The 26,892-nt window shown below is 59.6% G+C and carries 23 protein-coding genes and 2 tRNA genes; 5 read left to right on the forward strand and 20 right to left on the reverse strand.

The annotated features are described in order from the left end of the window. Positions 1-51: 51 nt before the first annotated feature. The 3 genes from ACEN8R_RS01590 to rimO all read right to left on the reverse strand — a co-directional run bounded on the left by ACEN8R_RS01590 (position 52) and on the right by rimO (position 2,827). The gene (locus tag ACEN8R_RS01590) at positions 52-762 is read right to left on the reverse strand and encodes an rRNA pseudouridine synthase (RefSeq protein ID WP_019580978.1); all 711 of its coding nucleotides are present in this window, start codon (positions 760-762) and stop codon (positions 52-54) included. 128 nt (positions 763-890) lie between these two features. Continuing rightward, positions 891-1,364, reverse strand: coding sequence for a GNAT family N-acetyltransferase (locus tag ACEN8R_RS01595; RefSeq protein WP_018926947.1), 474 nt, complete (start codon positions 1,362-1,364; stop codon positions 891-893). Between the two features lie 125 nt (positions 1,365-1,489). After that, the gene (rimO, locus tag ACEN8R_RS01600) at positions 1,490-2,827 is read right to left on the reverse strand and encodes a 30S ribosomal protein S12 methylthiotransferase RimO (protein ID WP_018926946.1); all 1,338 of its coding nucleotides are present in this window, start codon (positions 2,825-2,827) and stop codon (positions 1,490-1,492) included. Between the two features lie 290 nt (positions 2,828-3,117). Here rimO and ACEN8R_RS01605 point away from each other — a divergent pair, with 290 nt between their 5' ends. Beyond that, a complete protein-coding gene (locus ACEN8R_RS01605) occupies positions 3,118-5,019 on the forward strand; it encodes a potassium transporter Kup (protein WP_018926945.1) in 1,902 nt (633 codons plus the stop codon). A 60-nt stretch (positions 5,020-5,079) separates the two neighbouring features. On the opposite strand, the gene ACEN8R_RS01610 is transcribed toward ACEN8R_RS01605, so the two are convergent. The 5 genes from ACEN8R_RS01610 to ACEN8R_RS01630 all read right to left on the reverse strand — a co-directional run bounded on the left by ACEN8R_RS01610 (position 5,080) and on the right by ACEN8R_RS01630 (position 10,474). Further along, positions 5,080-5,406, reverse strand: a complete 327-nt coding sequence (locus ACEN8R_RS01610; RefSeq protein WP_019647854.1) for a DUF3077 domain-containing protein — start codon at positions 5,404-5,406, stop codon at positions 5,080-5,082. 477 nt (positions 5,407-5,883) lie between these two features. Continuing rightward, entirely contained in the window at positions 5,884-7,179 is a 1,296-nt protein-coding gene (locus tag ACEN8R_RS01615) for a virulence factor family protein (RefSeq protein WP_064619969.1), read from the reverse strand. Beyond that, positions 7,179-9,821: a bifunctional lysylphosphatidylglycerol flippase/synthetase MprF gene (gene mprF / locus ACEN8R_RS01620; protein WP_018926943.1), complete on the reverse strand. Its 2,643-nt coding sequence runs from the start codon at positions 9,819-9,821 to the stop codon at positions 7,179-7,181. The genes ACEN8R_RS01615 and mprF overlap by 1 nt, the downstream gene beginning before the upstream one ends. Before the next feature lie 278 nt (positions 9,822-10,099). Continuing rightward, a tRNA-Met gene (locus ACEN8R_RS01625) sits at positions 10,100-10,176 on the reverse strand. Between the two features lie 221 nt (positions 10,177-10,397). Then, positions 10,398-10,474: transfer RNA gene (locus ACEN8R_RS01630), tRNA-Met, on the reverse strand. A gap of 301 nt (positions 10,475-10,775) precedes the next feature. Between ACEN8R_RS01630 and dinB the strand changes: the two genes are divergently transcribed. Next, positions 10,776-11,837, forward strand: coding sequence for a DNA polymerase IV (dinB, locus tag ACEN8R_RS01635; protein WP_018926942.1), 1,062 nt, complete (start codon positions 10,776-10,778; stop codon positions 11,835-11,837). 97 nt (positions 11,838-11,934) lie between these two features. Here the strand turns inward: dinB and ACEN8R_RS01640 are convergent, their stop codons facing one another. The 4 genes from ACEN8R_RS01640 to ACEN8R_RS01655 all read right to left on the reverse strand — a co-directional run bounded on the left by ACEN8R_RS01640 (position 11,935) and on the right by ACEN8R_RS01655 (position 16,745). Then, the gene (locus ACEN8R_RS01640) at positions 11,935-12,888 is read right to left on the reverse strand and encodes a hypothetical protein (RefSeq protein ID WP_258612619.1); all 954 of its coding nucleotides are present in this window, start codon (positions 12,886-12,888) and stop codon (positions 11,935-11,937) included. A gap of 17 nt (positions 12,889-12,905) precedes the next feature. Beyond that, entirely contained in the window at positions 12,906-14,621 is a 1,716-nt protein-coding gene (locus ACEN8R_RS01645) for a proline--tRNA ligase (RefSeq protein ID WP_495624546.1), read from the reverse strand. 130 nt (positions 14,622-14,751) lie between these two features. Next, the gene (locus tag ACEN8R_RS01650; RefSeq protein ID WP_495624547.1) at positions 14,752-16,320 is read right to left on the reverse strand and encodes an AmpG family muropeptide MFS transporter; all 1,569 of its coding nucleotides are present in this window, start codon (positions 16,318-16,320) and stop codon (positions 14,752-14,754) included. Between the two features lie 44 nt (positions 16,321-16,364). Next, positions 16,365-16,745: an MGMT family protein gene (locus ACEN8R_RS01655; RefSeq protein WP_219731186.1), complete on the reverse strand. Its 381-nt coding sequence runs from the start codon at positions 16,743-16,745 to the stop codon at positions 16,365-16,367. Between the two features lie 138 nt (positions 16,746-16,883). On the opposite strand from ACEN8R_RS01655, the gene ACEN8R_RS01660 reads away from it, so the two are divergent. Beyond that, positions 16,884-17,891 carry a DUF481 domain-containing protein gene (locus ACEN8R_RS01660; RefSeq protein ID WP_018926937.1) on the forward strand — a complete coding sequence of 336 codons (1,008 nt, stop codon included), beginning with the start codon at positions 16,884-16,886 and terminating at the stop codon, positions 17,889-17,891. Positions 17,892-18,041: 150 nt separating this feature from the next. Here the strand turns inward: ACEN8R_RS01660 and ACEN8R_RS01665 are convergent, their stop codons facing one another. Next, positions 18,042-18,251: a cold-shock protein gene (locus ACEN8R_RS01665; protein ID WP_002554837.1), complete on the reverse strand. Its 210-nt coding sequence runs from the start codon at positions 18,249-18,251 to the stop codon at positions 18,042-18,044. A 354-nt stretch (positions 18,252-18,605) separates the two neighbouring features. Between ACEN8R_RS01665 and dcd the strand changes: the two genes are divergently transcribed. Then, positions 18,606-19,172 (forward strand): dCTP deaminase, encoded by a 567-nt coding sequence (dcd, locus tag ACEN8R_RS01670; RefSeq protein WP_007904652.1) that lies wholly within the window; start codon positions 18,606-18,608, stop codon positions 19,170-19,172. 107 nt (positions 19,173-19,279) lie between these two features. Continuing rightward, entirely contained in the window at positions 19,280-19,489 is a 210-nt protein-coding gene (locus ACEN8R_RS01675; RefSeq protein ID WP_019580966.1) for a hypothetical protein, read from the forward strand. A gap of 52 nt (positions 19,490-19,541) precedes the next feature. Here ACEN8R_RS01675 and ACEN8R_RS01680 read toward each other — a convergent pair whose 3' ends face one another. The 7 genes from ACEN8R_RS01680 to ACEN8R_RS01710 all read right to left on the reverse strand — a co-directional run bounded on the left by ACEN8R_RS01680 (position 19,542) and on the right by ACEN8R_RS01710 (position 26,838). After that, complete coding sequence (locus ACEN8R_RS01680) at positions 19,542-20,306, reverse strand: ABC transporter ATP-binding protein (RefSeq protein WP_018926934.1); 765 nt, start codon at positions 20,304-20,306, stop codon at positions 19,542-19,544. Between the two features lie 13 nt (positions 20,307-20,319). Continuing rightward, positions 20,320-21,438 (reverse strand): succinylglutamate desuccinylase/aspartoacylase family protein, encoded by a 1,119-nt coding sequence (locus ACEN8R_RS01685; RefSeq protein WP_064619966.1) that lies wholly within the window; start codon positions 21,436-21,438, stop codon positions 20,320-20,322. A 12-nt stretch (positions 21,439-21,450) separates the two neighbouring features. After that, positions 21,451-22,161 (reverse strand): ABC transporter permease, encoded by a 711-nt coding sequence (locus tag ACEN8R_RS01690; protein WP_018926932.1) that lies wholly within the window; start codon positions 22,159-22,161, stop codon positions 21,451-21,453. Then, the gene (locus ACEN8R_RS01695; RefSeq protein ID WP_018926931.1) at positions 22,158-22,886 is read right to left on the reverse strand and encodes an ABC transporter permease; all 729 of its coding nucleotides are present in this window, start codon (positions 22,884-22,886) and stop codon (positions 22,158-22,160) included. The genes ACEN8R_RS01690 and ACEN8R_RS01695 overlap by 4 nt, the downstream gene beginning before the upstream one ends. A 56-nt stretch (positions 22,887-22,942) precedes the next feature. Next, positions 22,943-23,725, reverse strand: coding sequence for a transporter substrate-binding domain-containing protein (locus tag ACEN8R_RS01700; RefSeq protein WP_018926930.1), 783 nt, complete (start codon positions 23,723-23,725; stop codon positions 22,943-22,945). 396 nt (positions 23,726-24,121) lie between these two features. Next, entirely contained in the window at positions 24,122-25,810 is a 1,689-nt protein-coding gene (locus tag ACEN8R_RS01705; protein ID WP_495624548.1) for an ATP-dependent DNA ligase, read from the reverse strand. Beyond that, positions 25,807-26,838, reverse strand: coding sequence for a ligase-associated DNA damage response exonuclease (locus ACEN8R_RS01710; RefSeq protein WP_495624549.1), 1,032 nt, complete (start codon positions 26,836-26,838; stop codon positions 25,807-25,809). The genes ACEN8R_RS01705 and ACEN8R_RS01710 overlap by 4 nt, the downstream gene beginning before the upstream one ends. Between the last annotated feature and the right edge of the window lie 54 nt (positions 26,839-26,892).

A 26,892-nucleotide genomic window follows, 5' to 3' on the forward strand; every position in this document is an offset into this window, starting at 1 on the left:
TGGGCGCCGCATGAAGCTGCGGCGCCGAAATGTATGGCGGCGGGAAAAGCCTTAGAACTTCTCTTTGCCGGACAGGTAGCGCCATTGCCCCAACGGCACTTTGCCGATGGACACACCGCCGATGCGGATGCGGCGGATGGCGACGACCTTGAGGCCGACGGCCTGGCAGAACAGGGCGATCACACCCGGTTGTGGGTTTTTCATGGCAAAGCGCAGACGGTTTTCGTTCTGCCAGCTGGCCTTGACCGGCGGCAGTTCCTTGCCCTTGTACGTCAGGCCGTGGTTCAGGCGGTTGAGGCCGTGAGCCACCATGTCGCCTTCGACCTCGACCACATATTCCTGCTCGATCTTGCTGGCATCGGCGGTGAGTTTGCGCAGAATCTTCCAGTCCTGGGTGAACACCAGCAGACCGCTGGCGTTGGCCTGCAGGTCGGCGCTGGCGGTCAGGCGCAGAAAGTGGCCCTTGAGCGGACGTTTGCCGTAGCGGTGTTCTTCGCTCAGGGTCGCGGCGCTGAGGGTCGCCATGGCGCTGTCCGCGTCCATGCCCGCCGGGACGTTCATCAGGATGGTCACCGGCTCCGGCGCAGTGGCCTTGGCCTCTGGGTCGAGCTCGACTTTCTGGGTGTCCACCTTGAACTGCGGCTCGTCGATGACTTCACCGTCGACGGTGACCCAGCCGCCCTCGATGAATAGCTCAGCCTCCCGACGGGAGCAGCCGACGAGTTCGATGAGGCGTTTGGAGAGACGAATCGGGTCAGTCATGACAGGGCCGTAACAAAAAAGGGGTGGGCATTGTACCTGCTGGGCGCGGGTTAATCGCGAGTCCATTTGCCTCATGTGTTTTTAATGTGGGAGCGAGCAAGCCCGTTCCCACATGGCGCCATGGTGTGTCAGCCATTGCGCGCCAGTTGCTGGCCCTGGCGCAAACGCATGTGCAGCAACGGGTAAGGCTGGCCCATACCGTCATGTTCCGAACGACCAATTACCTCGAAGCCCTGCTTGAAGTAAAAACCCAGGGCCTGTGGGTTCTGCTCGTTGACGTCCAGCTCATCGGCGTTCAGGTGTTCCAGGGCATAGCGCAGTAATTGCTTGCCCAGGCCTTGGCCACGGTGATCCGGATCGATGAACAGCATTTCGATCTTGCCCGCCGCCACGCCGGCGAACCCGGTGATGCGCTGGCGCGAGTCTTTGGTGCAGATCAGCATGACGGCGTCGAGGTAGCGGGTCAGGACCAGGTTCTTCAGCAGTTCGATGTAGCTGTCGGGCAGAAAGTCATGGGTAGCGCGCACCGAGGCTTCCCACACGCGGGTGAGTTCTTCGTAGTCGCTCTGTTTCGGTGTGTAAATGACCGAATGTTGGCGCATGGCCGCTTGCTCCTTCTGTTAAGAGCCGTTCCTGTAAGGCTGCGAGTTTTTTCTCCCACAAAACGATAGACGTAAAAAAGCCCCGCATCTCGTCAAGAGAGCAGGGCTTTTCGTATTTTTTGCGTTTAGATCTGTTCAGCCCACAGGTCGTATTCGTCGGCGTCAGTCACTTTGCACCAGACCTTGTCGCCCGGCTTCAGGTTGCTGCCATTGTCGATGAACACGTTGCCGTCGATTTCCGGGGCATCGAAGAAGCAGCGGCCAACCGCGCCTTGCTCGTCGACTTCGTCCACCAGCACTTCGATCTCACGGCCGATGCGCATTTGCAGGCGTGCCGAGCTGATGGCCTGCTGGTGCGCCATGAAGCGATCCCAGCGGTCTTGCTTGACGTCGTCCGGAACGATCTCCAGGTCCAGATCGTTGGCCGGTGCGCCTTCGACCGGCGAGTACTGGAAGCAGCCGACGCGGTCCAGCTGGGCTTCGGTCAGCCAGTTCAACAGGTACTGGAAGTCTTCTTCGGTTTCGCCGGGGAAGCCGACGATGAAGGTCGAACGGATGATCAGGTCCGGGCAGATTTCGCGCCAGTTCTTGATGCGCGCCAGGGTCTTGTCTTCGAAAGCCGGGCGTTTCATGGCTTTGAGGACTTTCGGGCTGGCGTGCTGGAACGGGATGTCCAGGTACGGCAGGATTTTCCCGGCGGCCATCAGCGGGATCAGCTCGTCGACGTGCGGGTACGGGTAAACGTAGTGCAGGCGCACCCAGACACCGAGGGTGCTCAGGGCTTCGCAGAGTTCGGTCATGCGGGTTTTCACCGGCGCGCCGTTCCAGAAACCGGTGCGGTATTTCACGTCGACGCCATAGGCGCTGGTGTCCTGGGAAATCACCAGCAGCTCTTTGACGCCGGACTTGACCAGGCGTTGGGCCTCGTCGAGCACGTCACCGACCGGGCGGCTGACCAGTTTGCCGCGCATCGACGGGATGATGCAGAAGCTGCAGCTGTGGTTGCAGCCTTCGGAAATCTTCAGGTAGGCGTAGTGGCGCGGGGTCAGTTTGATCCCTTGCGGCGGCACCAGGTCGATCAGCGGGTTGTGATCCTGACGCGGCGGCACGACGTCGTGCACGGCGTTGACCACTTGCTCGTACTGCTGCGGACCGGTCACGGCCAGCACACTCGGGTGCACGTTACGGATATTGCCTTCTTCGACGCCCATGCAGCCGGTCACGATGACCTTGCCGTTTTCCTTGATGGCTTCGCCGATCACTTCCAGGGACTCAGCCTTGGCCGAGTCGATAAAGCCGCAGGTATTGACCACCACGACGTCGGCGTCCTGATAAGTGGACACAACGTCATAGCCTTCCATGCGCAGCTGGGTAAGGATGCGCTCGGAGTCGACCAGTGCTTTCGGGCAACCCAGGGATACGAAGCCAACCTTTGGATTGGCCGGCGCAGGAGTGGTGGACATGTCTAACCTCGGTATTTGTGACGCCTCCAGCCGATGACGGCAAGGCGACAGACGGGCGCTATGTTGCACCCTCTGGTCAAAAAGTGCGCAATTCTAACGATGGGCGGCGCACTTGACCAGCTTTATGCAGGGAAATACGACGAGTGCTGCGCTATGCTTCGCGCCTTTACGCTTTACCGATTTTTTACAGTCAATAAATCGTCTGTAACAACAAGTAAAACAGTGCATGCTGCACCACAAATCATAGTGCTTCTTTGAAGAAGCCCGGATCTGAGTAGTAGGAGTGATGGATGGGGCAGGCAAGTAGTCAGGCGATAGCCGGCGGACATTCGGCGGCGAAGCCGATCAGCATGCTGGTTGCGGCGGTCGGAGTGGTTTATGGCGACATCGGCACGAGCCCGTTGTACACCCTAAAAGAAGTGTTTTCCGGTGGCTATGGCGTGCCCGTCAACCATGACGGCGTGCTGGGCATTCTGGCGCTGATCTTCTGGTCGCTGATCTGGGTCGTGTCGATCAAATACATGATGTTCGTGCTGCGTGCCGACAACCAGGGCGAAGGCGGGATCATGGCCTTGACCGCGCTGGCACGACGAGCGGCGGGGGGGCATGCAAAATTGCGCACGCTGCTGGTTGTCTGCGGGCTGATCGGCACGGCGCTGTTCTACGGCGACAGCATGATCACCCCGGCGATTTCCGTTCTTTCGGCGATCGAAGGGCTGGGGCTGGCCTTCGAAGGCATTGACCATTGGGTGGTGCCGCTGTCGTTGATCGTGCTGGTGGCGCTGTTTCTGATCCAGCGTCATGGTACGGCCCGGATCGGCATTCTGTTCGGGCCGATCATGGTCACCTGGTTTCTGGTACTCGGCGCGCTGGGCGTGTACGGCATCAACCAACACCCGGAAGTGTTGCAGGCGATAAACCCGGTCTGGGGCGTACGCTTCTTCATGGACCATCCAGGCATGGGGATCACGATTCTTGGCGCCGTGGTGCTGGCGTTGACCGGTGCCGAGGCGCTGTACGCGGACATGGGCCACTTCGGTCGCAAGCCGATCGCTCGGGCCTGGTTCATCCTGGTATTGCCCGCACTGGTACTGAACTACTTCGGTCAGGGCGCATTGCTGCTCGGTGATCCGGAAGCGGCCCGCAACCCGTTCTATCTGCTGGCGCCAAGCTGGGCGCTGATCCCGTTGGTCGCGTTGTCGACCATGGCCACGGTGATTGCCTCGCAAGCGGTCATCTCCGGTGCATTCTCCCTGACCCGCCAGGCGATCCAGCTCGGCTACATTCCGCGCATGCGCATTCAGCACACCTCCAGTGCCGAACAAGGGCAGATTTACATCGGCGCGGTGAACTGGGCGCTAATGGTCGGCGTGATCCTGCTGGTACTGGGCTTCGAGTCCTCCGGCGCCCTGGCCTCGGCCTACGGCGTGGCGGTGACCGGGACCATGCTGATGACCACGATTCTGGTGTCGGCGGTGATGTTGCTGCTGTGGAAGTGGCCACCGGTTCTTGCGGTCCCGGTGTTACTCGGCTTCCTGTTGGTGGACGGTCTGTACTTCGCCGCCAACGTGCCAAAAATCGTTCAGGGTGGTGCATTCCCGGTGATCGCCGGTATCGCACTGTTCGTCCTGATGACCACCTGGAAACGCGGCAAGCAACTGCTGGTCGATCGCCTGGACGAAGGCGGGTTGCCGCTGCCGATCTTCATCAGCAGTATCCGCGTGCAACCGCCACATCGGGTCCAGGGCACCGCTGTGTTCCTTACCGCTCGCCCGGATGCCGTGCCCCACGCGCTGTTGCACAATCTGCTGCATAACCAGGTGCTGCACGAGCAAGTGGTGTTGCTGACAGTGGTGTACGAAGACATCCCGCGCGTCCCGCCGCAACGACGTTTCGAGGTCGATTCTTACGGCGAAGGCTTCTTCCGGGTCATCCTGCACTTCGGTTTCACCGACGAGCCGGACGTGCCGCAAGCACTGAAGCTGTGTCATCTCGATAACCTGGACTTCAGCCCGATGCGCACCACGTACTTCCTCAGCCGCGAGACAGTCATCGCCTCCAAGCTCGAAGGCATGGCCCGCTGGCGCGAGGCGTTGTTCGCCTTCATGCTGAAAAACGCCAATGGCAACCTGCGTTTCTTCAATCTGCCGCTGAACCGGGTGATTGAACTAGGTACCCAGGTCGAGATGTAAGCCCCATGAAAAAGCCCCCGTTGCCATGAAGGTAGCGGGGGCTTTTTTGTGTCTGTGCCTTTACTTGCTTTCAGGCAACTCTTCTTCAGATTCGGTCTTTGTTCGGGCGGGTCGCGGTGTCAGCACCTTCACCACATCATCAATCACGGCCTTACTCATCGCCGTCAGGTAATGCGCGGCCCAGGCGTGGCGGTCGGTGTCTTTTGCGTAGGCTGCATCCTCGGTAAATGATCTGACGAGGAACAGCAGGTCGGAGGCTTGTGACAAGGCATCAACGATGGGGACGCCGGCGCGGACGTTGAATAGCGCCTGATCCGAGCAGTAGATGAGAGGGGTGAAGCCGAGGGTTTTTAGTTCTGAAATCGCGCTTGAATCTGTTTTAGTCATGTCTATTTCCTAAGCCTGAGGAGCTGCCACGTTCGTTTCCAAGCGAATGGGTGGCAGCTGTGCGCAGGTTGGAAAACCGGGAGCCTAGGAAACCGGCACGTCCGAAGACGTCCCACGCACAACCGCCATGACACAAGATTGCAGCCGTAAAGGTCCGCGGTCATGTTGGGCACGTTGTTGCTATTCGCTCGACGGGTTTCCAAGCCCGATCGCTGAATGGTCAGCGACGTCCGAGAGTATCCCGTCGAAGAAAAACGCAACAAGACGGCAAAGTGCCCAAAAAGAAAGATTCGGAGTTTGCCTACAAGGTCTGCGGGCGTCATCCGATATTGTGACACCTTCTGTAAACGAGACTAAACATGTCCCCATTTATCTGAGTTCAGCGCAGCCCCCTGTGGTGCGGTTAAATTGCGTGCTAATGAAAAAGCCCCCGCAACCATAAGGTGTCGGGGGCTTTTTTGTGTACGGGGACTCAGATCACTCCTGAGCCGCCGTCTCCTTCGCTTGACGCTTCACGATGGCATCCACCAATCGCTGCGCCAACGCCGGGTAGTTCTCGTCGAAGTGATGGCCGCCAGGCAGTTTCATCGCTTCGCCCACGGCGGTCTTGTCGGTGCAGCCGCTCTCGTCGACTTCTTCCTCTCCGTAGATGCACACCACTTTCGCCGGCGGCAGCTTGGCCATTTCCGGGCCGGTGGCGGCTTCTTTGCCGGCGTTGCCGAGCCAGCCTTCGACTTCGATCTCGAAGCTGCCGGTGCGGGCGAAGGCCAGCAGGATGATTGCGTCGACCCGCTGCTGTTCGGCTTCCGGCAGGCGGTTGTAGATGGCTGGCAGAACGTCGGCGCCGAATGAGTAGCCGGTCAGGATGAAGCGCTTGGTGCCCCATTTCTGCCGGTAGTGCTGCATCAGTTCGGTCAGGTCCAGGGCGCTTTGTTCCGGGCTCTTGTGCTGCCAGTAGTAGCGCAGGGTGTCGATGCCGACCACTGGGTAGCCGATCTTGGCCATCTCGCCGGCCACGTCGCGGTCCAGGTCGCGCCAGCCGCCGTCGCCGGAGAGGAATAGGGTCACGGTGTCCTTGGCTTGGCCGGCTGGCACTTCGACCACCGGAATCTGCAGGCCGCCAGCGGCTTTATCGCCACCGACGAGGGTTTTGCGCAGTTCGTTGTTCAGCACTTGCGGCAGGTTGATGTCGTAGTCGCTGATGCTGGTTTCGGCGTTGGGCTGGTCACGCACGAAGCCGGCGCTGGTGTCGTCCGGGTTGTCGTTCCAGGCCACCAGCCAGTGACCGTGGGCGGCACTTTTTGGCAGCAGATGAGTGCAGCCAGGTTTCTCCAGGGCCAGGTCAACCGAAATGGCCTGGGCCTTGTCGTCCTTCTGCTCGGCCAGCCAGCGCCACGCCAGCACGGCGCCAGGGCCGATGCCGCTGACCAGGGTTGCCGGGCCTTTGAGCTCTCTGAGGCCTGCCTGCAGAGCGCGACTTTGCTGGATGCAGTCCTTGGGCAGGATCACCTGGACGATCTGCGCAGAGCCGCTGCGGCTCAGGGTCATCAATTGTTTATCGCTGAGCTTCTGCTCTTCATTGACCGCCACCAGCACCTGCGCGCGCGGCGTGGTGCCGGGGATGACGCGGGTCATCGCGGCGCCATCGGCTGGCGTCAGCAGTTCGAGGGTCGGTTCGGGTGCCGGGCGTTTCAGGTACCAGTAACCGCTACCGACAATCAGGGCCAGCACTACCAGTGTGGCCAGTACGTACCGCAGGGAGCGTTGAATCATCAGCGTTTCACCAATCCAGTCAAGCCGCCCGCAATCAGGGCGGCAGTATCGGCCAGGGCCACCAGCGGATCGAGTCCGGCGGGCACGGCCATATAACGGGGTTCCCAGTCAGGCTGGAACTTGTCTTTGAAGCGGCGCAAACCTTGGAAGTTATACAGCTGCTCACCACGGCGGAACACCATCGAGCCCAAGCGCTGGGTCAGTGGTGCGCCGCGCCGGGGTTGCAACCCCGACAATGGCACCATGCCCAGGCTGAAGCGCGCGTATCCATGATTTTTATAATGTTGAATCAGGCCGACCATCATGAATTCCATGGTCAGCTTAGGGGCGTCGGGGTGTGCGCGCATCAGGTCGAGGCTGGCCAGTTCATGGCCGTAGGTCTCGAGCAGGTTGGCGAACGCCACCGGGCGCCCTTCGAAACGAATCACCGCAACGCGGAAGTGCTTGAGGTAGTCATCACTGAAACGTCCGAGCGAGAAGCCTTTCTCGCGCACATTCTTGCCGGTCAGCCAGGCATCGGAAATCACCTTGAGCTCGTCCATCGGCGCTTGCCCCGGCTCATGGATCTCCAGCGAAAGGCCGTCACGGGTGCCACGGTTCCAGGTGTAGCGCAGGTCCTTCATCTCTTTGCCTTTGGCTTCGAGATCGAAACGCTTGAGGTCGACCCGGGCTTCTTCGCCGAGCTTGATCGCAGTCAGGCCGATGTCCATGTAGTACGGCAAGTTCTCGGCACGCACTTGATAAAACACAGGGCGGGCGTGGTGGATATCGCACAGGTCACGGAACTGCCAGATCATTTCCGCCCGTTGCTGGGTCGGGCCGATCGGGTCATACAGCGCTACCAGGCTGCGGCCACGGCGGGCGTACATCAGGAACGCCTCGTCGTTGGGGTGAAACAGCAGCGCCTTGTCACCGGTCAGGGCCAGGCCGCCATCCGGTTGGGACGAGGCCATGAGGATATTAGCCGCGCGCTCCAGTTCATCGGAGGTTGGCAGGTGGATTATCGGACGCGCGGTACGCAGCAGCCACGTCAGGGACACCACCACCAGCAGCACCGCGGCACCCAGCAACGAACGCAAGCCTCGCGGGGCGTCGGCGTCGAGGGTGAACTGCCACCAGAGTTGATGGCTGTACGGAACGTCCTGATAGGCGAACAGCAGCAACCAGATCGATGCGCCGAGTACGCAAAGACTCGACACCAGATACAGCGGCGAAAACGGCAGCTCGGTCAGGCGGCTGGGACGGTAAAACGAACGCCGGAAAACCCCCAGCAAACTTGCTGTCAGGGTCATCAGGCTGGCTTCTTCCCAATCGAAGCCTTTGAGCAGAGAGAGCACGGCGCCGACCAACAACAGAATGGTGGTCAGCATCCACGCGGCCGACAGGCGGCGACGCAAGCCCTGAGCCAGCAGCAGGCAGAGCACGCCCACCAGGCTGGCGCCGAAGTGCGAGGCGTCGACCAGTCGATGCGGGATCAGAAAGCCGATGTGTTCAAGGCGCGTATCGATCTCCGGCGTTACGCCAGAGAACAGCAACACCACGCCGGACAGGAACACCAGCACCGCCAGAATCGGTGCGGCCAGGCCTGAGGCGGCGCGTAGCGTCTGGCGTGTCTGAAACAGGCGCTGGCCTTCGTTGATCAGCAGCAGTACGCAAGCCACCAGCAGCGGCAAGATCACGTAGATCAGGCGGTAGAGCAGCAGGGCGGCAGCCAGTGGCGCGGCACCGAGCTTGTCGGCGAAGGCCGCCAGCAAAATCGCTTCGAACACCCCGACACCGCCGGGTACATGGCTGAGCACGCCAGCGGCCAGGGCCAATAGATAGACCAGCAGGAACGCACCGAAGGGTGGCGCTTCGGGCAGCAACAGATAGAGCACTGTCGCGGCGGCGGCCACGTCCAGGGCGGTGATGACCAGTTGCAGGAAGGTCAGGCGGCGGCCCGGCAGGCGCAAGGTGCGGCGGCCGACCTTGACCAGCAGGTTGTCCGGGTAAGGCTGTTCCGGCAAGCGACGGCGGTAGATACCGATCGCCAGTACCGTGGCGAGCAGCAGCACGGCCCCTGCAATCGCACCCAGCAACGTCTCGGAGAAACCCAGGGCCAGCGAGGCGGCGGGCAGGTTGCTGAGGGTGGCGAGGGCGGCCAGGGGCGGGAGGGCGCAGCCGAGCGAGAGGCTGGCAAACAGCGTCATGTGCGCGACTTCCGAAGCCCCCACGCCATGCCGTGCATATAGACGGTAGCGAACCGAGCCCCCCGACAGCAGCGACAGACCGATGGCATTGCCGATGGCGAAGGCGGTGAAGCCCCCCAGCGCCACGACTCGCGGCGCCAGTGTCACGCCGGCATAACGGCTGGCCGACCATTCGTAACCCAGCAGAATGATGAAGCCGACGACGGTCGCGCCTAACGCTCCCAGCAAGGCCGGTCTCGGCACTTCCAGGATCGAGTCGTGCAGCGCGTACAGGTCGAGTTCGCTCAGCAGGTGACGACAGGCAATCAGCGCGATGGCGAACAGCAGCAAAGTGACCGCCAGACCGATGGGTTGACGGTATTTGCTGATTCGATCCAGCAAGCGCAGACGCTCAGCTTTGATCGGTTGTGTCGCTGTGACGGTGTCTTGTGGATCAGACGAGTTGGCGCGCATCAATCACCTCTTGGATTGTGCGCGACAGGATGGGGGTATCCAGCCAAGTTACCAATCCCTGTAGAAAAAAATAATCACAAATATTAACGCGTCTCACCGGGTATCGGCGATGGCGCATCACCAGTCGTCGAGGGTTTTCCTTGCGGTTCAGCCTAGGTCTGAACTCACAGTCTGGCGACCCTGAACGGCTCACTGCACAGTGACAGATCATTGTTGCGAAAGGACTTTTTCAACAGATACAAAAAAGGCCACTCTTTCGAGTAGCCTTTTTTGATGTTTGGTTGCGGGAGCCGGATTTGAACCGACGACCTTCGGGTTATGAGCCCGACGAGCTACCAGACTGCTCCATCCCGCGTCTGTGTGGCGGCATTCTACAGGCGAACGCCGTAGTGTCAACCGTTAATCCAAGTATGGGTCAAATAAACCAGAATCAGCGCTGAACGGTCGCCGAGGAACGCTAAGTTTCGGAATCAGAAGGATTTCTCGTTTCTGCTCGGTAAAGCATGAAACGCTGATTCTTTATAAAACAGGCACGCACAAAAAAGGCCACTCTTTCGAGTAGCCTTTTTCGATGTTTGGTTGCGGGAGCCGGATTTGAACCGACGACCTTCGGGTTATGAGCCCGACGAGCTACCAGACTGCTCCATCCCGCGTCTGTGTGTCGGCATTCTACAGAGGATCGCCGGGCTGTCAACCTTCAATCTCGGTAAAATCTGTTCCTGTTCAATCGCTTAGGTGAAAACAGAGGGTGTGGATCGGGCTGAAACGCAGGCAGGGCAAGGCTTTTGGCTCTATCGGTAGGTGGCTTTCGATTGAGAAAATAAATTCCTCCGGTACTTTTCCTACCGCTTGAAAAGAAGATTCAGACTACTGGTGCTATATACAGGTGTCAGTGAGATACTGCCGGTACGACACGCCGATACTTCATTTCTTCGCCATGAACACCGCTTTTATATGACGCAGCGAAAAATCATCCACGTCGATTGTGATTGCTTCTATGCCGCCATCGAGATGCGTGACGACCCGCGCCTGGCCGGTAAGCCTTTGGCGGTGGGCGGCTCGGCGGATCGGCGTGGGGTGATTGCTACCTGTAACTATGAAGCTCGGGCGTATGGCGTGCGCTCGGCCATGTCTTCCGGACATGCCTTGAAACTGTGTCCGGACCTGACCATCGTCAAGCCGCGCATGGAGGCCTATAGAGAAGCGTCGAAGGAAATACATACGATCTTTCGCGATTATACCGACCTGATCGAGCCGCTTTCCCTGGACGAGGCTTACCTCGACGTGTCGGAGAGTGCGCATTTTGGTGGCAGCGCCACGCGAATCGCCCAGGATATTCGTCGCCGGGTGTCCAATCAGTTGCACATCACCGTGTCGGCCGGTGTGGCGCCGAACAAGTTTCTTGCCAAGATCGCCAGCGACTGGAAGAAGCCCAATGGCCTATTTGTGATCACGCCTGATCAGGTGGACGACTTTGTCAGCGGCTTGCCGGTGAGCAAACTGCATGGTGTTGGCAAAGTGACCGCTGACAAACTGGGCAAGCTCGGCATCATCGATTGCGCGCAATTACGCGAGTGGAACAAATTGGCGCTGGTGCGTGAATTCGGCAGCTTCGGCGAGCGACTCTGGAGCCTGGCCCGTGGGATCGATGAGCGGTTGGTGCACAACGACAGTCGTCGGCAGTCGATCAGCGTTGAAAACACCTATGACGTGGACCTGCCGGATCTGGTGAGTTGTCTGGATAAATTGCCGGAGCTGCTGGAGTCCCTGAATGGCCGAATGGCGCGGATCGACAGCAGCTATCGCCCGGGCAAACCGTTCGTCAAAGTGAAATTCCACGATTTTACCCAGACTACGTTGGAGCAGGCCGGGGCAGGGCGGGATCTGGGGAGTTATCAGCTGTTGTTGACCCAGGCCTTCAATCGCGGTGGGAAACCGGTGCGGTTGTTGGGGATTGGGGTGAGGCTGGAGGATTTGCGGGGCGGGTTTGAGCAGTTGGAGTTGTTTGAGCGGTGAGATTTTAAAATCAAAAGATCGCAGCCTTCGGCAGCTCCTGCAGGGTGTACTCCATCCAATGTAGGAGCCGCCGAAGGCTGCGATCTTTTAATAGGCCTTAATTCGGCCCCGGATCCGCCACCAGTCGCCCGGCATCCTTGGTCAGTGACTTGAGAAACTCAGCCTGCAACTCGGGATCGTTGCGGGTCAGTTCGATCAGGCTCTGTTCCAATTCGCTGGCCTCTTCTTCCAGACCCAGTTCCGACAGGCGCTTGACCCGGTGCACCCACTGGCTCACCTCGTCGTCTTCGAGATCGTCGTAAATCAGCCCATGGGCTTCGAGCAGCTTGCCGCGCAAGTTGTTACTGATCGCCAGTGACGAGTTGGTGTGCACATCGTCCTTGTTGTCCTCGACACTGATCTGCAGCTTGCCCAGATGATTGAGGTCATGTTCGGCGAACGGGCTGTCCAGCAGGTTCAGGCGCAACACACCGTTGCGGTCGGTGCTCAACTCGAACGTGTCCTTGCCGGCCTTCACCTGCACCGGACGCTCGCTCCAGGGCAGACTCGAGTATTCCGTGCGCTTGTCACGCTGGACTTCGTCGATGCCCGCCAGGTTCTGCTGCGCGCGACCGTGAGACTGCACGTTCATGAACGGGTTGAGCCCGGCAAAACCATAGCTGAGCCAATCCTTCGTCACGCTGTCCGGCAGATTACCGAGGGCGAACACGTTGACCACGTTCGCACCGATGCCGGCCACTACGGCCACCGCCCCCAGTGGGATCTCATAGATCTCCCTCCAGGGTTGGTAAGGCGTGTAGCGGTCATAGTGGCGTGTGACTTCGAACTCGGTGACTTCGAAGGTCTTCTGCTCGTGGATTTTCACCCGGCGTTGCGGCAGCTCCAGCACTTTGGGCTCGCCGACATCGATCTGCAGGCTGTGATCGAGCAACTTACGCTCGACCCGCTCCTCGTGCTCGCTGCGTTGTGACATGTGATTGGCACAGCCGCTGACCAGCAGGGTGCCGCACAGGGCGGCACCACCGAGGCCTAAGGTGTTTCGCTTGAACATGACGTCTCTATCTGGTGTCAGCGGCGGATGCGGGCCTGGAGGAAAGACAGCACGTCAGCAACCGGCAGCGCTTGCGCCTCGGCTTCGGTACGGCTCTTGTATTCCAGATTGCCGTCGGCTAGGCCGCGGTCACTGACCACGATCCGGTGTGGAATGCCGATCAGCTCCATGTCCGCGAACTTGATGCCCGGGCTGGTTTTCTTGTCGCGGTCGTCCAGCAGCACGTCGAAGCCGGCGGCAGTCAGTTCTGCGTAAAGCTTGTCGGTGGCTTCGCGAACCTGTTCGGTTTCGTAGCGCAGCGGTACCAGAGCAATCTGGAACGGGGCCAGAGCGTCGCTCCAGATGATCCCGTTCTCGTCGTTGTTCTGTTCGATGGCGGCAGCTACTACGCGGGATACACCAATGCCGTAGCAGCCCATTTCCAGGGTGACCGGTTTGCCGTTCTCGCCCAGCACTTCGCACTTCATCGCTTTGCTGTACTTGTTGCCCAGCTGGAAGATGTGCCCGACTTCGATGCCGCGCTTGATTTCCAACGTGCCTTTGCCGTCAGGGCTTGGGTCGCCGGAGACAACGTTGCGCAGGTCGGCAACGGTCGGAACCGGCAGATCGCGCTCCCAGTTCACGCCAAAGTAGTGCTTGTCGTCGATGTTGGCACCGATGCCGAAGTCGCTCATCAGTTCGACGGAACGGTCGATGATGATCGGCAGCGGCAGGTTCAGCGGGCCGAGGGAACCGGCGCCGGCGCCAATGGCGTCGCGCAGTTCGGCTTCGGAAGCCATGACCAGCGGGCTGGCAACGCCAGGCTGGTTGGCGGCCTTGATTTCGTTCAGTTCGTGGTCGCCACGGATGATCAGGGCAATCAGCTTGCCTTTCTCTTCAGCGTGCACCACCAGGGTCTTGATGGTTTTTTCGATCGGCAGGTTGAAGCCTTCGACCAGTTGCGCAATGGTCTTGGCGTTCGGCGTGTCGACCAGACGCAGCTCTTCGGTAGGCAGTGGACGAGAGGTTTCCCGCGGTACGGCTTCGGCTTTCTCGATGTTCGCGGCGTAGTCGGAACCGTTGCTGAAGACGATGTCGTCTTCGCCGGACTCGGCCAGTACGTGGAACTCGTGGGAACCGGCGCCACCGATGGAGCCGTTGTCGGCTTCAACCGGACGGAATTTCAGGCCCAGGCGGGTGAACACGTTGCAGTACGCCTGGTGCATGCGGTCGTAGGTGACCTGCAGCGATGCCTGGTCGGCGTGGAACGAGTAGGCGTCCTTCATGATGAATTCGCGGCCACGCATCAAACCGAAGCGCGGGCGGATTTCGTCACGGAACTTGGTCTGGATCTGATACAGGTTGATCGGCAGCTGTTTGTAGCTGCTCAACTCGTTGCGCATCAGGTCGGTGATGACCTCTTCGTGAGTCGGGCCGGCGCAGAAGTCGCGACCGTGGCGATCCTTGAAGCGCAGCAATTCAGGGCCGTATTCTTCCCAGCGACCCGATTCCTGCCATAGCTCAGCCGGTTGAGTGCTCGGCATCAACACTTCGAGAGAACCGGCGGCGTTCATTTCTTCACGCACGATGGCTTCGACCTTGCGCATCACTCGCAAGCCCATCGGCAGCCAGGTGTACAGGCCCGAGGCGAGTTTGCGGATCATGCCGGCGCGCAGCATCAGCTGATGGCTGATGACGACCGCGTCGGAAGGCGTTTCTTTCTGTGTGGCGAGCAAAAATTGACTGGTGCGCATGGTTGGCCGTTGTCGGTTGCTGATAACGAGAAGTAATGGGGCATTGTACGGGCGAGATCTGCTGGCGTACAGGCGTGCGGCCGGCTGTGTGGCTGGAGGGCGAGAATCTGCTCGCCCCCTGCGACCTGTATCAAAGAGGCTGCGATTCTTCCGTGACCGGGGTCTGAGCCGGTTCAGGTGTCGGGGTCGGACCGGCACGGCGGTTTTCCTGGAACCAGTGCAAGGCGATCAACAGCAGCGTCGGAACGCCCAGCAGGGCAGTGATCAGGAAGAAGTTGTGGTAGCCGAATTTTTCCACCATGACCCCTGAATAGCCGCCGATCAGGCGAGGCAACAAGAGCATGATCGAGCTGAGCAGGGCGTACTGGGTCGCGGAGAATTTGAGGTTGGTCAGGCTCGACAGGTAAGCGACGAACGCCGAAGTCGCCAGGCCCGAGCTGAAGTTGTCCAGGGAAATGGTGACGATCAGCATCCGCAGATTGGCGCCCATGTCCGTGAGCATCAGGAACAGCAGGTTAGTGGCCGCCGATGCGGCACCGCCGATGAACAGAATGGGCAGAATGCCGAAGCGCACGATGAGCAGGCCGCCCATACCGGCGCCGACCAATGTCATGATCAGGCCGAAAATCTTGCTGACACTGGCAATCTGATCCTTGGTGAACCCTTGGTCGATGTAGAACACGTTGGCCATCACGCCCATGACCGTATCGGACATCCGGTAGGTGGCGATCAGCCCAAGCAGCAGCAGGGCTTGCCAGCGGTAACGCAGAATGAAGTCGTTGACCGGCGTCAGCACCGGCGCCAGGCCACGGCGGCCCATGGCCGACAAGCACAGGGCGGTGAGCGTGGTATAGAGGATTGCCCGCAGGAATGCGCGGTCTTCGAGCAACAGGTCGAGCAGGCTGACGCCGTTGAATAGCACGCTGGCGAAGTCGGTGTTGTAGAACTGGGTGAACATGGCCGGTACGGACACCAGCAGTACGATCAGCACGAACACCGACGCCAGCTGGTGCACGAAGCTGTAGCGTCCGGCCTGAAGCTGAGTGCGCAGTGGCACCGGCGGTTCGCGCATGAAGAGGGAGGTCAGCAGCGCCGGGATCATCAAGATGCCGAACAGCAGATAGGTGCCAGTCCACGCCGCATGTTTGTAGTTGAAACCGGTGGAGCCGAAGCCTTCGGCAAAAAACAGCGCGCCCGCCGTTGCCAGCAGGGCCGCGACCCGATAACCGGCCATGTAGCTGGCCGCCAGTGCAGCCTGGCGGGTATCGTCGACGATTTCCAGGCGATAGGCGTCGATGGCAATGTCTTGCGTTGCCGAAGCAAAGGCGACTACCACAGCGATGGCGATCAGCCAGGACAGGTGTTTTTGCGGGTCGCAGAAACCCATGCCGATCAGGCCGAGGATCACCAGTGCCTGGGCCAGCACCAGCCAGGAGCGTCGTCGGCCCAGCTTGCCGAGCAGGGGTAGGCGCCACTGGTCGAGCAGCGGGGACCAGACCCATTTAAAGGCGTAGGCCAGGCCGATCAGGCTTGCATAGCCGATGGTTTCGCGGGCAACACCGGCCTCGCGCAGCCAGACTGAAAGCGTCGAAAACACCAGCATGTAGGGCAGGCCGGCGGCGAAACCAAGCAGCAACAGCACGAGCGTCGAGGGGCTGGCATAGGCGGCGAGCGCGGCGCGCCAGGTTTTACGGGGCATGGGCTGGAGTCTGCCTCAAGAATTACGGAAACAAAGCGCGCACTCTAACCGCTGTGCTCTACCGGGCGCCAGCCATGGCGCTGAATATCAACACGATTGTTCAGAACACTGATGCCTTCCATGCGCAATCGGGCCCGCTGTTCATCCCCTGAAGGGCTGCCTGCAGGCAGGCTGATCCGACCGCCGGCACCCAGCACGCGATGCCAGGGCAATTTAGTGTCACCGGGCAGTTGGCTCAATGTTCGCCCGACCCAGCGGGCGGCGCGACCCAGTCCCGCCAGCTCGGCGAGCTGACCGTAACTCACGACTTTGCCCTCGGGCACTTGTGCCAGGGTCAGGTAGAGCGCCGTGCGTCGGATTTGCGCTGCGCTTTCGGTTTCAGCGGTTGAGTCGGTCACGTCCGGGTTCCTGAAAAAAATACGCATTGACCGTCTGTAGGGTAAATCCTGGATTGTCAGTTGAGAAATGAACTCAATAGAAATAGCCGGGTCAGTCCTTGCCAGGGCCTTATTTCCAAGAATAATGCCGATTTTTTTTCGCAAAGTTGAGCTTTTGATTCGCTTATGTTGCCCAGAACCTTGCTGTGCCTCGCTGTCGTCAGTGCATCCACTCCCTTGCTCGCCGATACGGTCTGGTTGAAGAACGGTGACAAGCTGAGCGGCAAGATTACGCTCTTCGATGGCGGCAAGCTGTTGATCCAGACCCCGTATGCCGGTGCGGTTCCGATTGACTGGAAAGAGGTCAAAACCCTGGAAAGCGATCAGCAAATGTTGGTCAAACAGGATGCTTACACTGGCGAGAAGGCCAAGTCGCTGCATGCGGCGGAGGACGGCAAGGTCATCCTGGCCAACGGCGATGGCCCCAAGACTGTGGAGTTGGCCAGCATTCAGCAGATGCTCAAGCCCAAGCCGGTGGTCGAGGATTTGGTGTGGAAGGGTAATGTCGACATGGCCCTGGATTATCGGCGGGCCGAAAAAGATACCGATGATTATGATGTCGGCTTCAAAACCAGCGCGCGTCATGGTCGGTGGCGTCATACGGCGGAAGGTGAGTACAACCGCGAGTTCCAGGATAGCGTCGTTACCACTGATAACTGGCGTGCCGAGTATTCTCTGGACCGATTCCTTACCGATAAGTGGTTCTGGCAAGGTCGTTTGAATTACAAGCGCGACAAGGTCGAAGAGCTGTCCCGGCAGCGCACCATCGGTACCGGCCCCGGTTATCAGTTCTGGGATGACGAACTGGGCGCCTTCTCTCTAGGGTCGCTCTTGAATAACACCGATTATGAGTATTCCAATGGCCGCAAGGAAAATTTCTATTCCTTGGCGATGAAGTGGGACTACAACCGTTATCTGGTCGGCAAGAAGGTTGAGTTCTTCACCAAGGGTGAGGTGGGTAAGCCTTTGTCGGGTGTCGCGGATTACGCCCTCGATGCCGAGGTCGGTCTGCGCTACAAAGTCACTGATTGGGCATCGCTGAATCTGAAGGCTGAGAGAGACATTATCAGTGGTAGCGATGAGGCTGACCTGAGCAAGACCCGATATACCGCAGGGTTTGGCGTGGCCTGGTAACACGCTGGAAGATCAAAAGATCGCAGTCTTCGGCAGCTCCACACTTGTGGGTGCCGCCGAAGGGTGCGATTTTTTGTTGCCTCACAAAACACACAGGCACAAAAAAGCCCCGCTTTTAAGGGCGGGGCCTTTTACTAAAGCAAGTACAAGTTAGATAACTTGAACTTCTTCAGCTTGCATGCCTTTCTGACCGCGGGTAGCGATGAAAGAAACCTGTTGGCCTTCTTTCAGGCTTTTGAAGCCGTCGGATTGGATAGCTTTGAAGTGAACGAACAGGTCGTCACCGGATTGTGGAGTGATGAAGCCGAAGCCTTTTTCATCGTTGAACCACTTAACGGTACCGGTTTGGCGATTAGACATGGTGTAACTCCTTGAACAAAGATAACTGCGACTCAGGAAGAACCCTGGCCGAGACTGAGTGCAAAGAGCAGGAAAAATTCTTGTAGATGGTTGGATCGAAATTCAACATATCGTGTAGAGATTCTCAGTGACACAAGCAGCACAGTGGCGCCACCTTAACCCTTTTTCCGGAACGTGCCAATGGTTCTTGCGAAGGTTTCTCTTTTTTAATGACTGACGGTTAATAACATGGCGGTGAGGCCCCGGAATTCACGGGGGAACGGCGAGAATTGTCTCCCAGACTTTGAACCCGGAGCGCCTGCCCGGTAAGATGCCGGACAGAATTTTTCCGCCTCGCTATTCAGGACACCCGCCATGAGCATCAAATCGGACAAGTGGATTCGCCGCATGGCGCAAGAGCACGGCATGATCGAGCCTTTCGTGGAACGTCAGGTGCGCGGTAGTGACGACAGTCGTGTGATCTCCTATGGTGTGTCGAGCTACGGCTACGATGTGCGTTGCACCAATCATTTCAAGGTGTTCACCAACATCAATTCGGCCATCGTCGATCCGAAAAACTTCGACGCTGGCAGCTTCGTCGACATCCACAGCGACGTGTGCATCATCCCACCAAACTCTTTCGCCCTGGCCAGTACCGTCGAATACTTCCGCATTCCGCGCAACGTATTGACCATCTGTCTGGGCAAGAGCACCTACGCCCGCTGCGGCATCATCGTCAACGTGACTCCGCTCGAGCCCGAGTGGGAAGGCCATGTGACCCTGGAGTTCTCGAACACCACCAACCTGCCGGCGAAGATCTACGCCAACGAAGGCGTGGCGCAGATGCTGTTCCTCGAGTCCGACGAGGAATGTGAAGTGTCCTACAAGGACCGTGGTGGCAAGTATCAGGGCCAGCGCGGCGTGACCCTGCCGCGTACCTGAGTCAACCGTCTGACAAACCGTTGGAATTCCTGGGCGGGCGTACACTCTATGGGGTGTACTGCTCCGATTCGCGCAAGGCGGATCGGGCCATCGCTCAGGAGTGCTTCATGAAGATCGATCCGCGAATAAGTGCCGAACTGGCAAGGCTCGAGCCCAATCAGGTTGGTGTGCTGGCCTGGTCCTTGTTGGCGCATCCGCCAGTCAGCATGGCAGGGGGCATCCCCCATCAGCCTGATCCCGACACCCCCAATGAAGATCCGACAGAACCCGGAGAGCCCACCCTGCCGGATGAGCCACCTCCCGCACCTGTGGTCTGATACCCGCTTTTGTGGGCGCGAGCATCGCTCGCTCCCACGGGAAGGTGGCGTTTTACTTGAGGTTGCCGCTCAAGAACTGCTTCAACCGCTCACTCTTCGGATTGCCCAGCACGTCTTCCGGCGCGCCTTCTTCTTCCACCAGCCCCTGATGCAGGAACAGCACCTGGCTCGACACTTTGCGGGCGAAGCTCATTTCATGGGTGACCATGATCATGGTCCGGCCTTCCTCGGCCAGGCCCTGAATTACCTTGAGCACTTCGCCCACCAGTTCCGGGTCGAGTGCTGAGGTTGGTTCGTCGAACAGCATGACTTCAGGTTCCATGGCCAGCGCACGGGCAATGGCTACCCGTTGTTGCTGACCGCCCGACAGGAACGCCGGGTACTGATCCGCCACACGCGGCGCCAGGCCAACCTTGTCGAGGTAACGTCGGGCGCGGTCCTCGGCTTCTGCCTTGGTGCAACCGAGCACCCGCCGCGGGGCCATGGTGATGTTTTCCAGCACCGTCATGTGGCTCCACAGGTTGAAGTGCTGGAACACCATGGCCAGGCGGGTGCGGATCCGTTGCAGCTCATCGGGGTCGGCCACATGGATGCCGTGACGGTCCTTGGCCATGCGGATGTTCTGGCCGTCCATGCTCATGGTGCCGTCGTTGGGTTGCTCTAGAAAGTTGATGCAGCGCAAAAAGGTGCTTTTGCCCGAGCCGCTGGCGCCGATCAGGCTGATAACGTCGCCGGTTTTGGCCTTGAGCGAAACGCCTTTGAGCACCTGATGATCGCCATAGCTTTTATGCAGGCCTTCGATGGTCAGTTTGTACATGGGGCATGCATCCTCAAGGCGAAAGTAGATAGCCGCTGCGATAGGCTTCGGTGCCCGCGACGTGGGCGATTACCATGCCGGCAGTGGCCATGCGCCGCAGCGAACGGGCGTACATCAGCCCGGCGACGGTGCAATGAACAGGGGTGACGCGATCATTGATCGGGTCGATGACTTCGGCGATCAGTTGCCCGGCCTCCAGGTATTCCCCGGGCAGGACTGTAAACACCAGCAGTCCGCCCACGGGTGTCGCGACCGGTTCGACGCCGGCCAGCGGCGTGGCCGGGTAGGGCAGTTCCGGTAAGGGCGCCGGCTCACCGGCAATCGCGCCGAAGTGAATCAGATAATCGATCAGCGCTTGGCAGTCGAGGCTGGCCAACGGGTGATTAACGTCGCCCTGACCGCGCAATTCGACGGTGACCGAAAAGCTGCCCAGCGGAATATCGAAATGCTCGCCGAAGCGTTCTTTCAACTGCCACCAGAGCAGGGTGAAGCATTCATCGAATGACTGGCCACCAGAGTCGGTGGCCAACAGGCTGGCTTCGGCACCGATGTAACGCGCCAGCGGCTCGACCTGAGGCCAGGCTTCGGGCGTGGTGTAGAGGTGTGCCACGGCTTCGAAATCGCAATGCAGGTCCAGCACCATGTCCGCATCGCAAGCCAGTCGTTGCAGGGTCAGGCGTTGGGATTGCAGTTGCGTGCTGGCGGTATGGCGCGCCAATACGTCGCGCAGGCTGCTGCGGATCAGTTCGAGGTTGCGTTGTGGATTGTCGCCCAGCAAGCCTTCGATCTCGTTGCCGACTTCTTCACTCAAGTCGACGAACCAGCGATTGAAGTTCTGCCCGCTTTCCAGCTCGTAACGGCCCAATGGAACGTCCATCAACACTTGTTCCAGGCCGACCGGGTTGGCCACGGGCACCAGCACGATTTCGCTGCGCAGCCGACCGGCGGCTTCCAGCTCCGCCAGACGCTGTTTGAGGTGCCAGGCCACCAGCATGCCGGGCAGTTCATCGGCGTGCAGGGAGGACTGGATGTAGATCTTGCCTTTGGCCGCCTGGGGGCCGAAGTGAAAGCTGTGGATCTGTCGCACGGTCCCCGGCAGTGGGGCCAGCAGGTCATGAATCTGGTGGCGCATGTACGAATTGTCCTAGTGAGTCGGCCCGAGGAAGGCCAGCCATCGGCGTTCGGCGAGGCGGAACAGGCCGACCAGCGCAAAGGTAACGGTCAGGTAGATCAGCGCGGCGATGCCGAACGACTGGAAGGTCAGGAAGGTCGCCGAGTTGGCGTCGCGCGCGACTTTCAGGACATCCGGGATGGTCGCGGTGAACGCCACGGTGGTCGAGTGCAGCATCAGGATCACTTCGTTGCTGTAGTAAGGCAACGAGCGACGCAGCGCCGACGGCATGATCACGTAGGTGTACAGCTTCCAGCCGGTCAGCCCGTAGGCTTTGGCCGCTTCGACTTCACCGTGGTTCATGCTGCGAATCGCACCGGCGAAGATCTCCGTGGTGTAGGCGCAGGTGTTCAGGGCGAAGGCGAGGATGGTGCAGTTCATCGCATCGCGAAAGAACGCATCAAGGACGGGCTGCGCGCGCACGGCCGCCAGACTGTAGATGCCGGTGTAACAGATCAGCAGCTGAATATAGAGCGGCGTACCCCGAAACAGATAGGTGTAGAACTGCACCGGCCAGCGTAGGTAGAGCTTGGGGGAAACCCGGGCGATGGACAGCGGGATCGACACCAGAAAGCCGATGAAGATCGACGCACTGAGCAGCCACATGGTCATGGCCAGGCCGGTGATGTTGTAGCCGTCGGTATAAAGGAAGGGTTTCCAGTATTCCTGCAAGAGTTCGATCATCGTACGGCCTCCCGGGCACCGGCGGCGTAGCGGCGTTCGAGCCAGCGCAGGACGACGTTGGAGGCACTGGTGATCAGCAAGTAGATCAATGCGGCCAGCACCAGGAAATAGAACAGTTGATAGGTGCTTTTACCGGCGTCCTGCGCCGCCTTGACCAGGTCGGCCAAGCCGATGATCGAGACCAGCGCGGTGGCCTTGAGCATCACCATCCAGTTGTTGCCGATGCCCGGCAGGGCGAAGCGCATCATTTGCGGGAACACCACGAAACGGAAACGCTGGCCACGTTTGAGGCCATAGGCGGTGGCGGCTTCGACCTGGCCCCGTGGCACGGCGAGGATCGCCCCGCGGAACGTTTCGGTGAAGTACGCGCCATAAATGAAGCCCAGGGTGATGACCCCGGCGCTGAACGGGTTGATCTCGATGTATTCCCATTCCATGAGGTCGGTTAACGAGGTCAGCCAGGTTTGCAGGCTGTAGAAGATCAGCAGCATCAGCACCAGGTCTGGTACCCCGCGAATCAGCGTGGTGTAGATCTGCGCCGGCACGCGCAGCAGTTTGACTTTTGACAGCTTGGCACTGGCGCCCAGCAGGCCGAGCAACACGGCCACCAACAGCGACAACACCGATAATTTGATGGTCATCCAAGTGCCTTCCAACAGCAACGGACCGAAGCCCTGAAGGCTGAAGGCTGAGAGCCCCAGGTTTTGTAATAGGTTTTCAAACATAAATCAGCAACCTGATCGGGTGAAAAAAGCGCCCATCGCGAGATGGGCGCCGGGCATTACTTGCCGCTGTACAGATTCAGATCGCCAAAGTGTTTCTTCTGAATGGTGGCGTAGGTGCCATCGTCGTGTAACGCTTTGATACCTTTGTCCAGAAGTGCCTTGAGGTCTTTGTTACCTTTCGAGATACCGACAGCAGTTTTGGCTGGCAGCAATTCGCTGTCGACAGGCTTGCTGACTTCGTAATCGGCGCCTTTTGGCGACTTCAGGAAGCCCAGTTCGGCTTGCAGCATGTCCTGGATCGCGGCGTCGAGACGACCGGAAGTCAGGTCGGAATACACCTGATCCTGGTTGGCGTAGGCCTGGGTTTTCACGCCGGCCTTGTCCAGCACGGCTTTGGCATAGGCCTCCTGAATGGTGCCTTGCTCGTAACCGACGGTTTTACCCTTCAGCGTGGCGACGTCAGTGGTGAGGCCGGAGCCCTTCTTGAACACGTAGGCGGTAGGGCCGGAGAACAGCTCACTGGAGAAGTCGATGACTTTTTCGCGAGCCGGCGTGACGGTCATCGAAGAGATCACACCGTCGAATTTATTGGCCTTGAGGCCTGGAATCATGCCGTCGAAATCGCTTTCGACCCATTTGCACTTGACCTTCAGCTCGGCGCAGATTGCATTGCCCAGGTCGATGTCGAAGCCCACCAGGCTGCCGTCGGCTGCCTTGGATTCGAACGGCGCATAGGAAGGGTCAACACCAAAACGCAATTCTTTGTATTCCTTTGCCAGCGCGGAGCCGGCAGCCATGCACAACGCCAGTGCAGAAAGGGTCAGCAATGCTTTTTTCATTATTCAATCCCTAAGAACCAATATGAGCGCTTGTGGCGCAGAAGTACTGTTACTGAAAAGCGTAAGACCTATTAAAAGTAGCAATTTCCGAACCAGAGTCCCGAACAAGCGTTTTAAAAGGTGGCACAGGAAATGGCAAAGCGCGATTTGTGCACGAAAACGGGCGCTGCCAGATTCTTGCGTCTGGATGGTGCACAGGGAAGCTGATACCCATTAAATCTTGATGCTATTTGTGTAGCAGCTGTCGAGCCTGCGAGGCTGCGTTCGGCTGCGCAGCAGTCGCAAAATCAGAACTTGCGGTGCGTCAGGCGGACCGCATCAGCTGGATGCACGACGGCTGCGCCGCCGAACGCAGGCTTCGCCAGCTGCTACAAAGGCAGGGCCACAAGAGTCGGGTCAAGCCAGTAAATCCCGCAACGTCGCCAGGCTGTTAGCTTCTTCCACCGACTTGTCCTGCCGCCAACGCAATATCCGGGGAAACCGCACTGCAATCCCGCTCGGGTGCCGTTTCGACGGGGCAATGCTCTCGAATCCCAGCTCAAACACCAGGCTTGGTTTCACACGGATCACAGATCCGGACTTTTCCACCGTGGTCTTGCGCACGAGGCTGTCGATCTGGCGGATTTCTTCGTTGGTCAACCCGGAGTAGGCCTTGGCGAAAGGCACCAGTGTCCGCTCGCAGGCACAGGGTGGGCCGTCCCAAACGGCGAAAGTGTAATCAGTGTAGAGACTGGCCTGGCGGCCATGACCCTGCTGCGCATGGATCAGCACCGCATCGACACTGAAGGGGTCGACTTTCCATTTCCACCACACGCCCGTGTCTTTGTTCCGCCCGACGCCATACTGCGCATCGCGGGCCTTGAGCATCATGCCTTCGACCTTCAGTTTGCGAGAGGCTTCCCGTTGGCGGGCGAGGTCGAACCAGTCTTCGCCGATCAACATGGGCGAGGCAAGTAACACCGGGTTTGCGCAGGTGGTGACGAGGTGTTCCAACTGAGTGCGGCGCATGGCCTGAGTCTGGTTGCGCAAATCCTGGCCCTGCCATTCGAGCAGGTCAAAGGCCTGAATGACCACGGGCACCTCATCGAGGATTTTCTTGTCCAGCGTGTGACGGCTGCTGCGTTTTTGCAGCAGGGCGAAAGGCTGCACCGCCAGCGACGCAGGCGATTGCCGCTCGCAAGCGTTCCCAGAGCCCGAGGGCGCGGTTTTCCAGGCGACGATTTCACCGTCGATCACCGTGCCGTCGGGCAAGTCGTGAATCAGGCTGCCCAGTTCGGGGAACCGTTCGGTCACCAGTTCTTCGCCTCGCGACCAGACCCACAAGCGCCCATCGCGCTTGACCACTTGGGCGCGGATGCCGTCCCATTTCCACTCCACTTGCCATTGGCTGGCCGGGCCGAGCAGCGCTTCGAACTGCTCAACCGGTTGCGACAACGCATGGGCAAGGAAGAACGGGTAGGGTTGGCCACCCCGTTGGTCGTGTTCATCGGGTGCTTCGGGGGCAATCAGCTTCAGGTAACTGGCGGCATTCGGGCGGTGCGACGGGTCGGTGTAACCCACCAGTCGCTGGGCCACGCGTTTGCCGTCGAGCCCGGCCATTGCTGCCACGGCGCGGGTGACCAGCGATTTGGAGACACCGACACGGAAACTGCCGGTGATCAGTTTGATGCACAGCATCAGGCCCTGGCGATCCAGTTGCGCCCACAGCGCGGGCAGGCGTTCAGCGAGGACCCGCGGGGGCGCGCTGCGCAGTGGCAACAGTTTGTCCTCAATCCACACCGTCAGTCTGTCAGTAGACGTGTGAGGCGTTTCGGGCAGCACCAGCGAAATGGTTTCCGCCAGATCACCCACCGCCTGGTAGCTTTCCTCGAACAACCAGGGCGAGAGCCCGGAACACGCGATTGCCATGTCGCGCAGCACCCGTACCGGCACCCATTGCCGAAGCCGCCCGCCGGCCAGCAAATACACCGCCCAGGCGGCATCTTCAGGCGTGGCCTGGGCGAAGTAATGCTGCATCGCCGCCAGTTTGGCGTCGCTTGAGGTGGTGGCATCGAGTTCGGCATACAGCTCGGCGAAGGCTTTCATGCCTGCACCTCGGCGCTCTCGGGTTCGAAGGTTGCATTGTTCTCGTCGTCGCCATATTCGGTGCGCAACCCCATGGCATCGAGGCCCTGTTCGCGCAGATGCCGTACCAGCACTCCGATCGATCCATGGGTGACCTTCACCCGCTCGGCCCCGGACTGTTCGATGGCCCAGAGCAGGCCGGGCCAATCGGCGTGATCGGACAACACGAAACCACGATCCACGCCATGCCGCCGCTGCGTGCCGCGCAAACGCATCCAACCGCTGGCGAGGGCATCGCTGTAGTCGCCGAAGCGCCGTACCCAATTGCTGGTACCCGTTGCTGGCGGCGCGAGGACCAGAGCTTTGCGCCTCATCGGGTCCTGCTTTTTTACTTCGCTGGCATAAATCGTCGGCGGTAAATGAATGCCGCTCTGACGATAAAACTGATTGATCGGTTCAACCGCGCCATGCACCAGGATGGGGCCCAGGCTGGCATCGAGGCCATGAAGAATCCGCTGAGCCTTGCCGAAAGCATGACAGAGCAGCACGCTGGTTTTATCGACTGCGGCGTTGGACTGCCACCACTGATTGATCTCGGCAAGGATCTGCGCCTGGGGTTGCCAACGGTAAATTGGCAGGCCGTACGTCGATTCTGTGATGAAGGTGTGACAGCGCACCGGTTCGAACGGTGCACAGGTGCCGTCGGGCTCTGTTTTGTAATCACCGGAGGCAACCCAAACCTCACCGCCGCATTCCAGCCGCACCTGGGCTGAGCCGAGCATGTGGCCTGCGGGGTGAAAACTCAGTTTTACGCCATGGTGCAGCAATGGCTCGCCATAGGGCAGCGTTTGCAGGTTGATGTCCTGGCCCAGCTGCGCGCGCAGAATACCCGCACCCGGTGCCGCCGCCAGATAGTGTTGGTTGCCACGGCGAGCATGGTCGCTATGAGCGTGGGTGATGACTGAGCGCTCGACGGGGCGCCACGGGTCGATATAGAAATCCCCGGGCGGGCAGTACAAACCTTCAGGACGTGCGATAACAAGGTCCATATTGTTACCAGAATGGAGAGGCCTGTTAGCTAGGAGGTTTGCCCGAAACGAGAA

Source organism: Pseudomonas sp. Pseusp15 (assembly GCF_059492165.1).

Excerpts from the sequence above, each read along its gene's own strand:
- ACEN8R_RS01590 (WP_019580978.1), bottom strand. The coding sequence starts at position 762 with ATGACTGACCCGATTCGTCTCTCCAAACGCCTCATCGAACTCGTCGGC.
- ACEN8R_RS01595 (WP_018926947.1), bottom strand. The coding sequence starts at position 1,364 with ATGCGCCAACATTCGGTCATTTACACACCGAAACAGAGCGACTACGAA.
- rimO (WP_018926946.1), bottom strand. The coding sequence starts at position 2,827 with ATGTCCACCACTCCTGCGCCGGCCAATCCAAAGGTTGGCTTCGTATCC.
- ACEN8R_RS01605 (WP_018926945.1), top strand. The coding sequence starts at position 3,118 with ATGGGGCAGGCAAGTAGTCAGGCGATAGCCGGCGGACATTCGGCGGCG.
- ACEN8R_RS01610 (WP_019647854.1), bottom strand. The coding sequence starts at position 5,406 with ATGACTAAAACAGATTCAAGCGCGATTTCAGAACTAAAAACCCTCGGC.
- ACEN8R_RS01615 (WP_064619969.1), bottom strand. The coding sequence starts at position 7,179 with ATGATTCAACGCTCCCTGCGGTACGTACTGGCCACACTGGTAGTGCTG.
- mprF (WP_018926943.1), bottom strand. The coding sequence starts at position 9,821 with ATGCGCGCCAACTCGTCTGATCCACAAGACACCGTCACAGCGACACAA.
- dinB (WP_018926942.1), top strand. The coding sequence starts at position 10,776 with ATGACGCAGCGAAAAATCATCCACGTCGATTGTGATTGCTTCTATGCC.
- ACEN8R_RS01640 (WP_258612619.1), bottom strand. The coding sequence starts at position 12,888 with ATGTTCAAGCGAAACACCTTAGGCCTCGGTGGTGCCGCCCTGTGCGGC.
- ACEN8R_RS01645 (WP_495624546.1), bottom strand. The coding sequence starts at position 14,621 with ATGCGCACCAGTCAATTTTTGCTCGCCACACAGAAAGAAACGCCTTCC.
- ACEN8R_RS01650 (WP_495624547.1), bottom strand. The coding sequence starts at position 16,320 with ATGCCCCGTAAAACCTGGCGCGCCGCGCTCGCCGCCTATGCCAGCCCC.
- ACEN8R_RS01655 (WP_219731186.1), bottom strand. The coding sequence starts at position 16,745 with ATGCGTATTTTTTTCAGGAACCCGGACGTGACCGACTCAACCGCTGAA.
- ACEN8R_RS01660 (WP_018926937.1), top strand. The coding sequence starts at position 16,884 with ATGTTGCCCAGAACCTTGCTGTGCCTCGCTGTCGTCAGTGCATCCACT.
- ACEN8R_RS01665 (WP_002554837.1), bottom strand. The coding sequence starts at position 18,251 with ATGTCTAATCGCCAAACCGGTACCGTTAAGTGGTTCAACGATGAAAAA.
- dcd (WP_007904652.1), top strand. The coding sequence starts at position 18,606 with ATGAGCATCAAATCGGACAAGTGGATTCGCCGCATGGCGCAAGAGCAC.
- ACEN8R_RS01675 (WP_019580966.1), top strand. The coding sequence starts at position 19,280 with ATGAAGATCGATCCGCGAATAAGTGCCGAACTGGCAAGGCTCGAGCCC.
- ACEN8R_RS01680 (WP_018926934.1), bottom strand. The coding sequence starts at position 20,306 with ATGTACAAACTGACCATCGAAGGCCTGCATAAAAGCTATGGCGATCAT.
- ACEN8R_RS01685 (WP_064619966.1), bottom strand. The coding sequence starts at position 21,438 with ATGCGCCACCAGATTCATGACCTGCTGGCCCCACTGCCGGGGACCGTG.
- ACEN8R_RS01690 (WP_018926932.1), bottom strand. The coding sequence starts at position 22,161 with ATGATCGAACTCTTGCAGGAATACTGGAAACCCTTCCTTTATACCGAC.
- ACEN8R_RS01695 (WP_018926931.1), bottom strand. The coding sequence starts at position 22,886 with ATGTTTGAAAACCTATTACAAAACCTGGGGCTCTCAGCCTTCAGCCTT.
- ACEN8R_RS01700 (WP_018926930.1), bottom strand. The coding sequence starts at position 23,725 with ATGAAAAAAGCATTGCTGACCCTTTCTGCACTGGCGTTGTGCATGGCT.
- ACEN8R_RS01705 (WP_495624548.1), bottom strand. The coding sequence starts at position 25,810 with ATGAAAGCCTTCGCCGAGCTGTATGCCGAACTCGATGCCACCACCTCA.
- ACEN8R_RS01710 (WP_495624549.1), bottom strand. The coding sequence starts at position 26,838 with ATGGACCTTGTTATCGCACGTCCTGAAGGTTTGTACTGCCCGCCCGGG.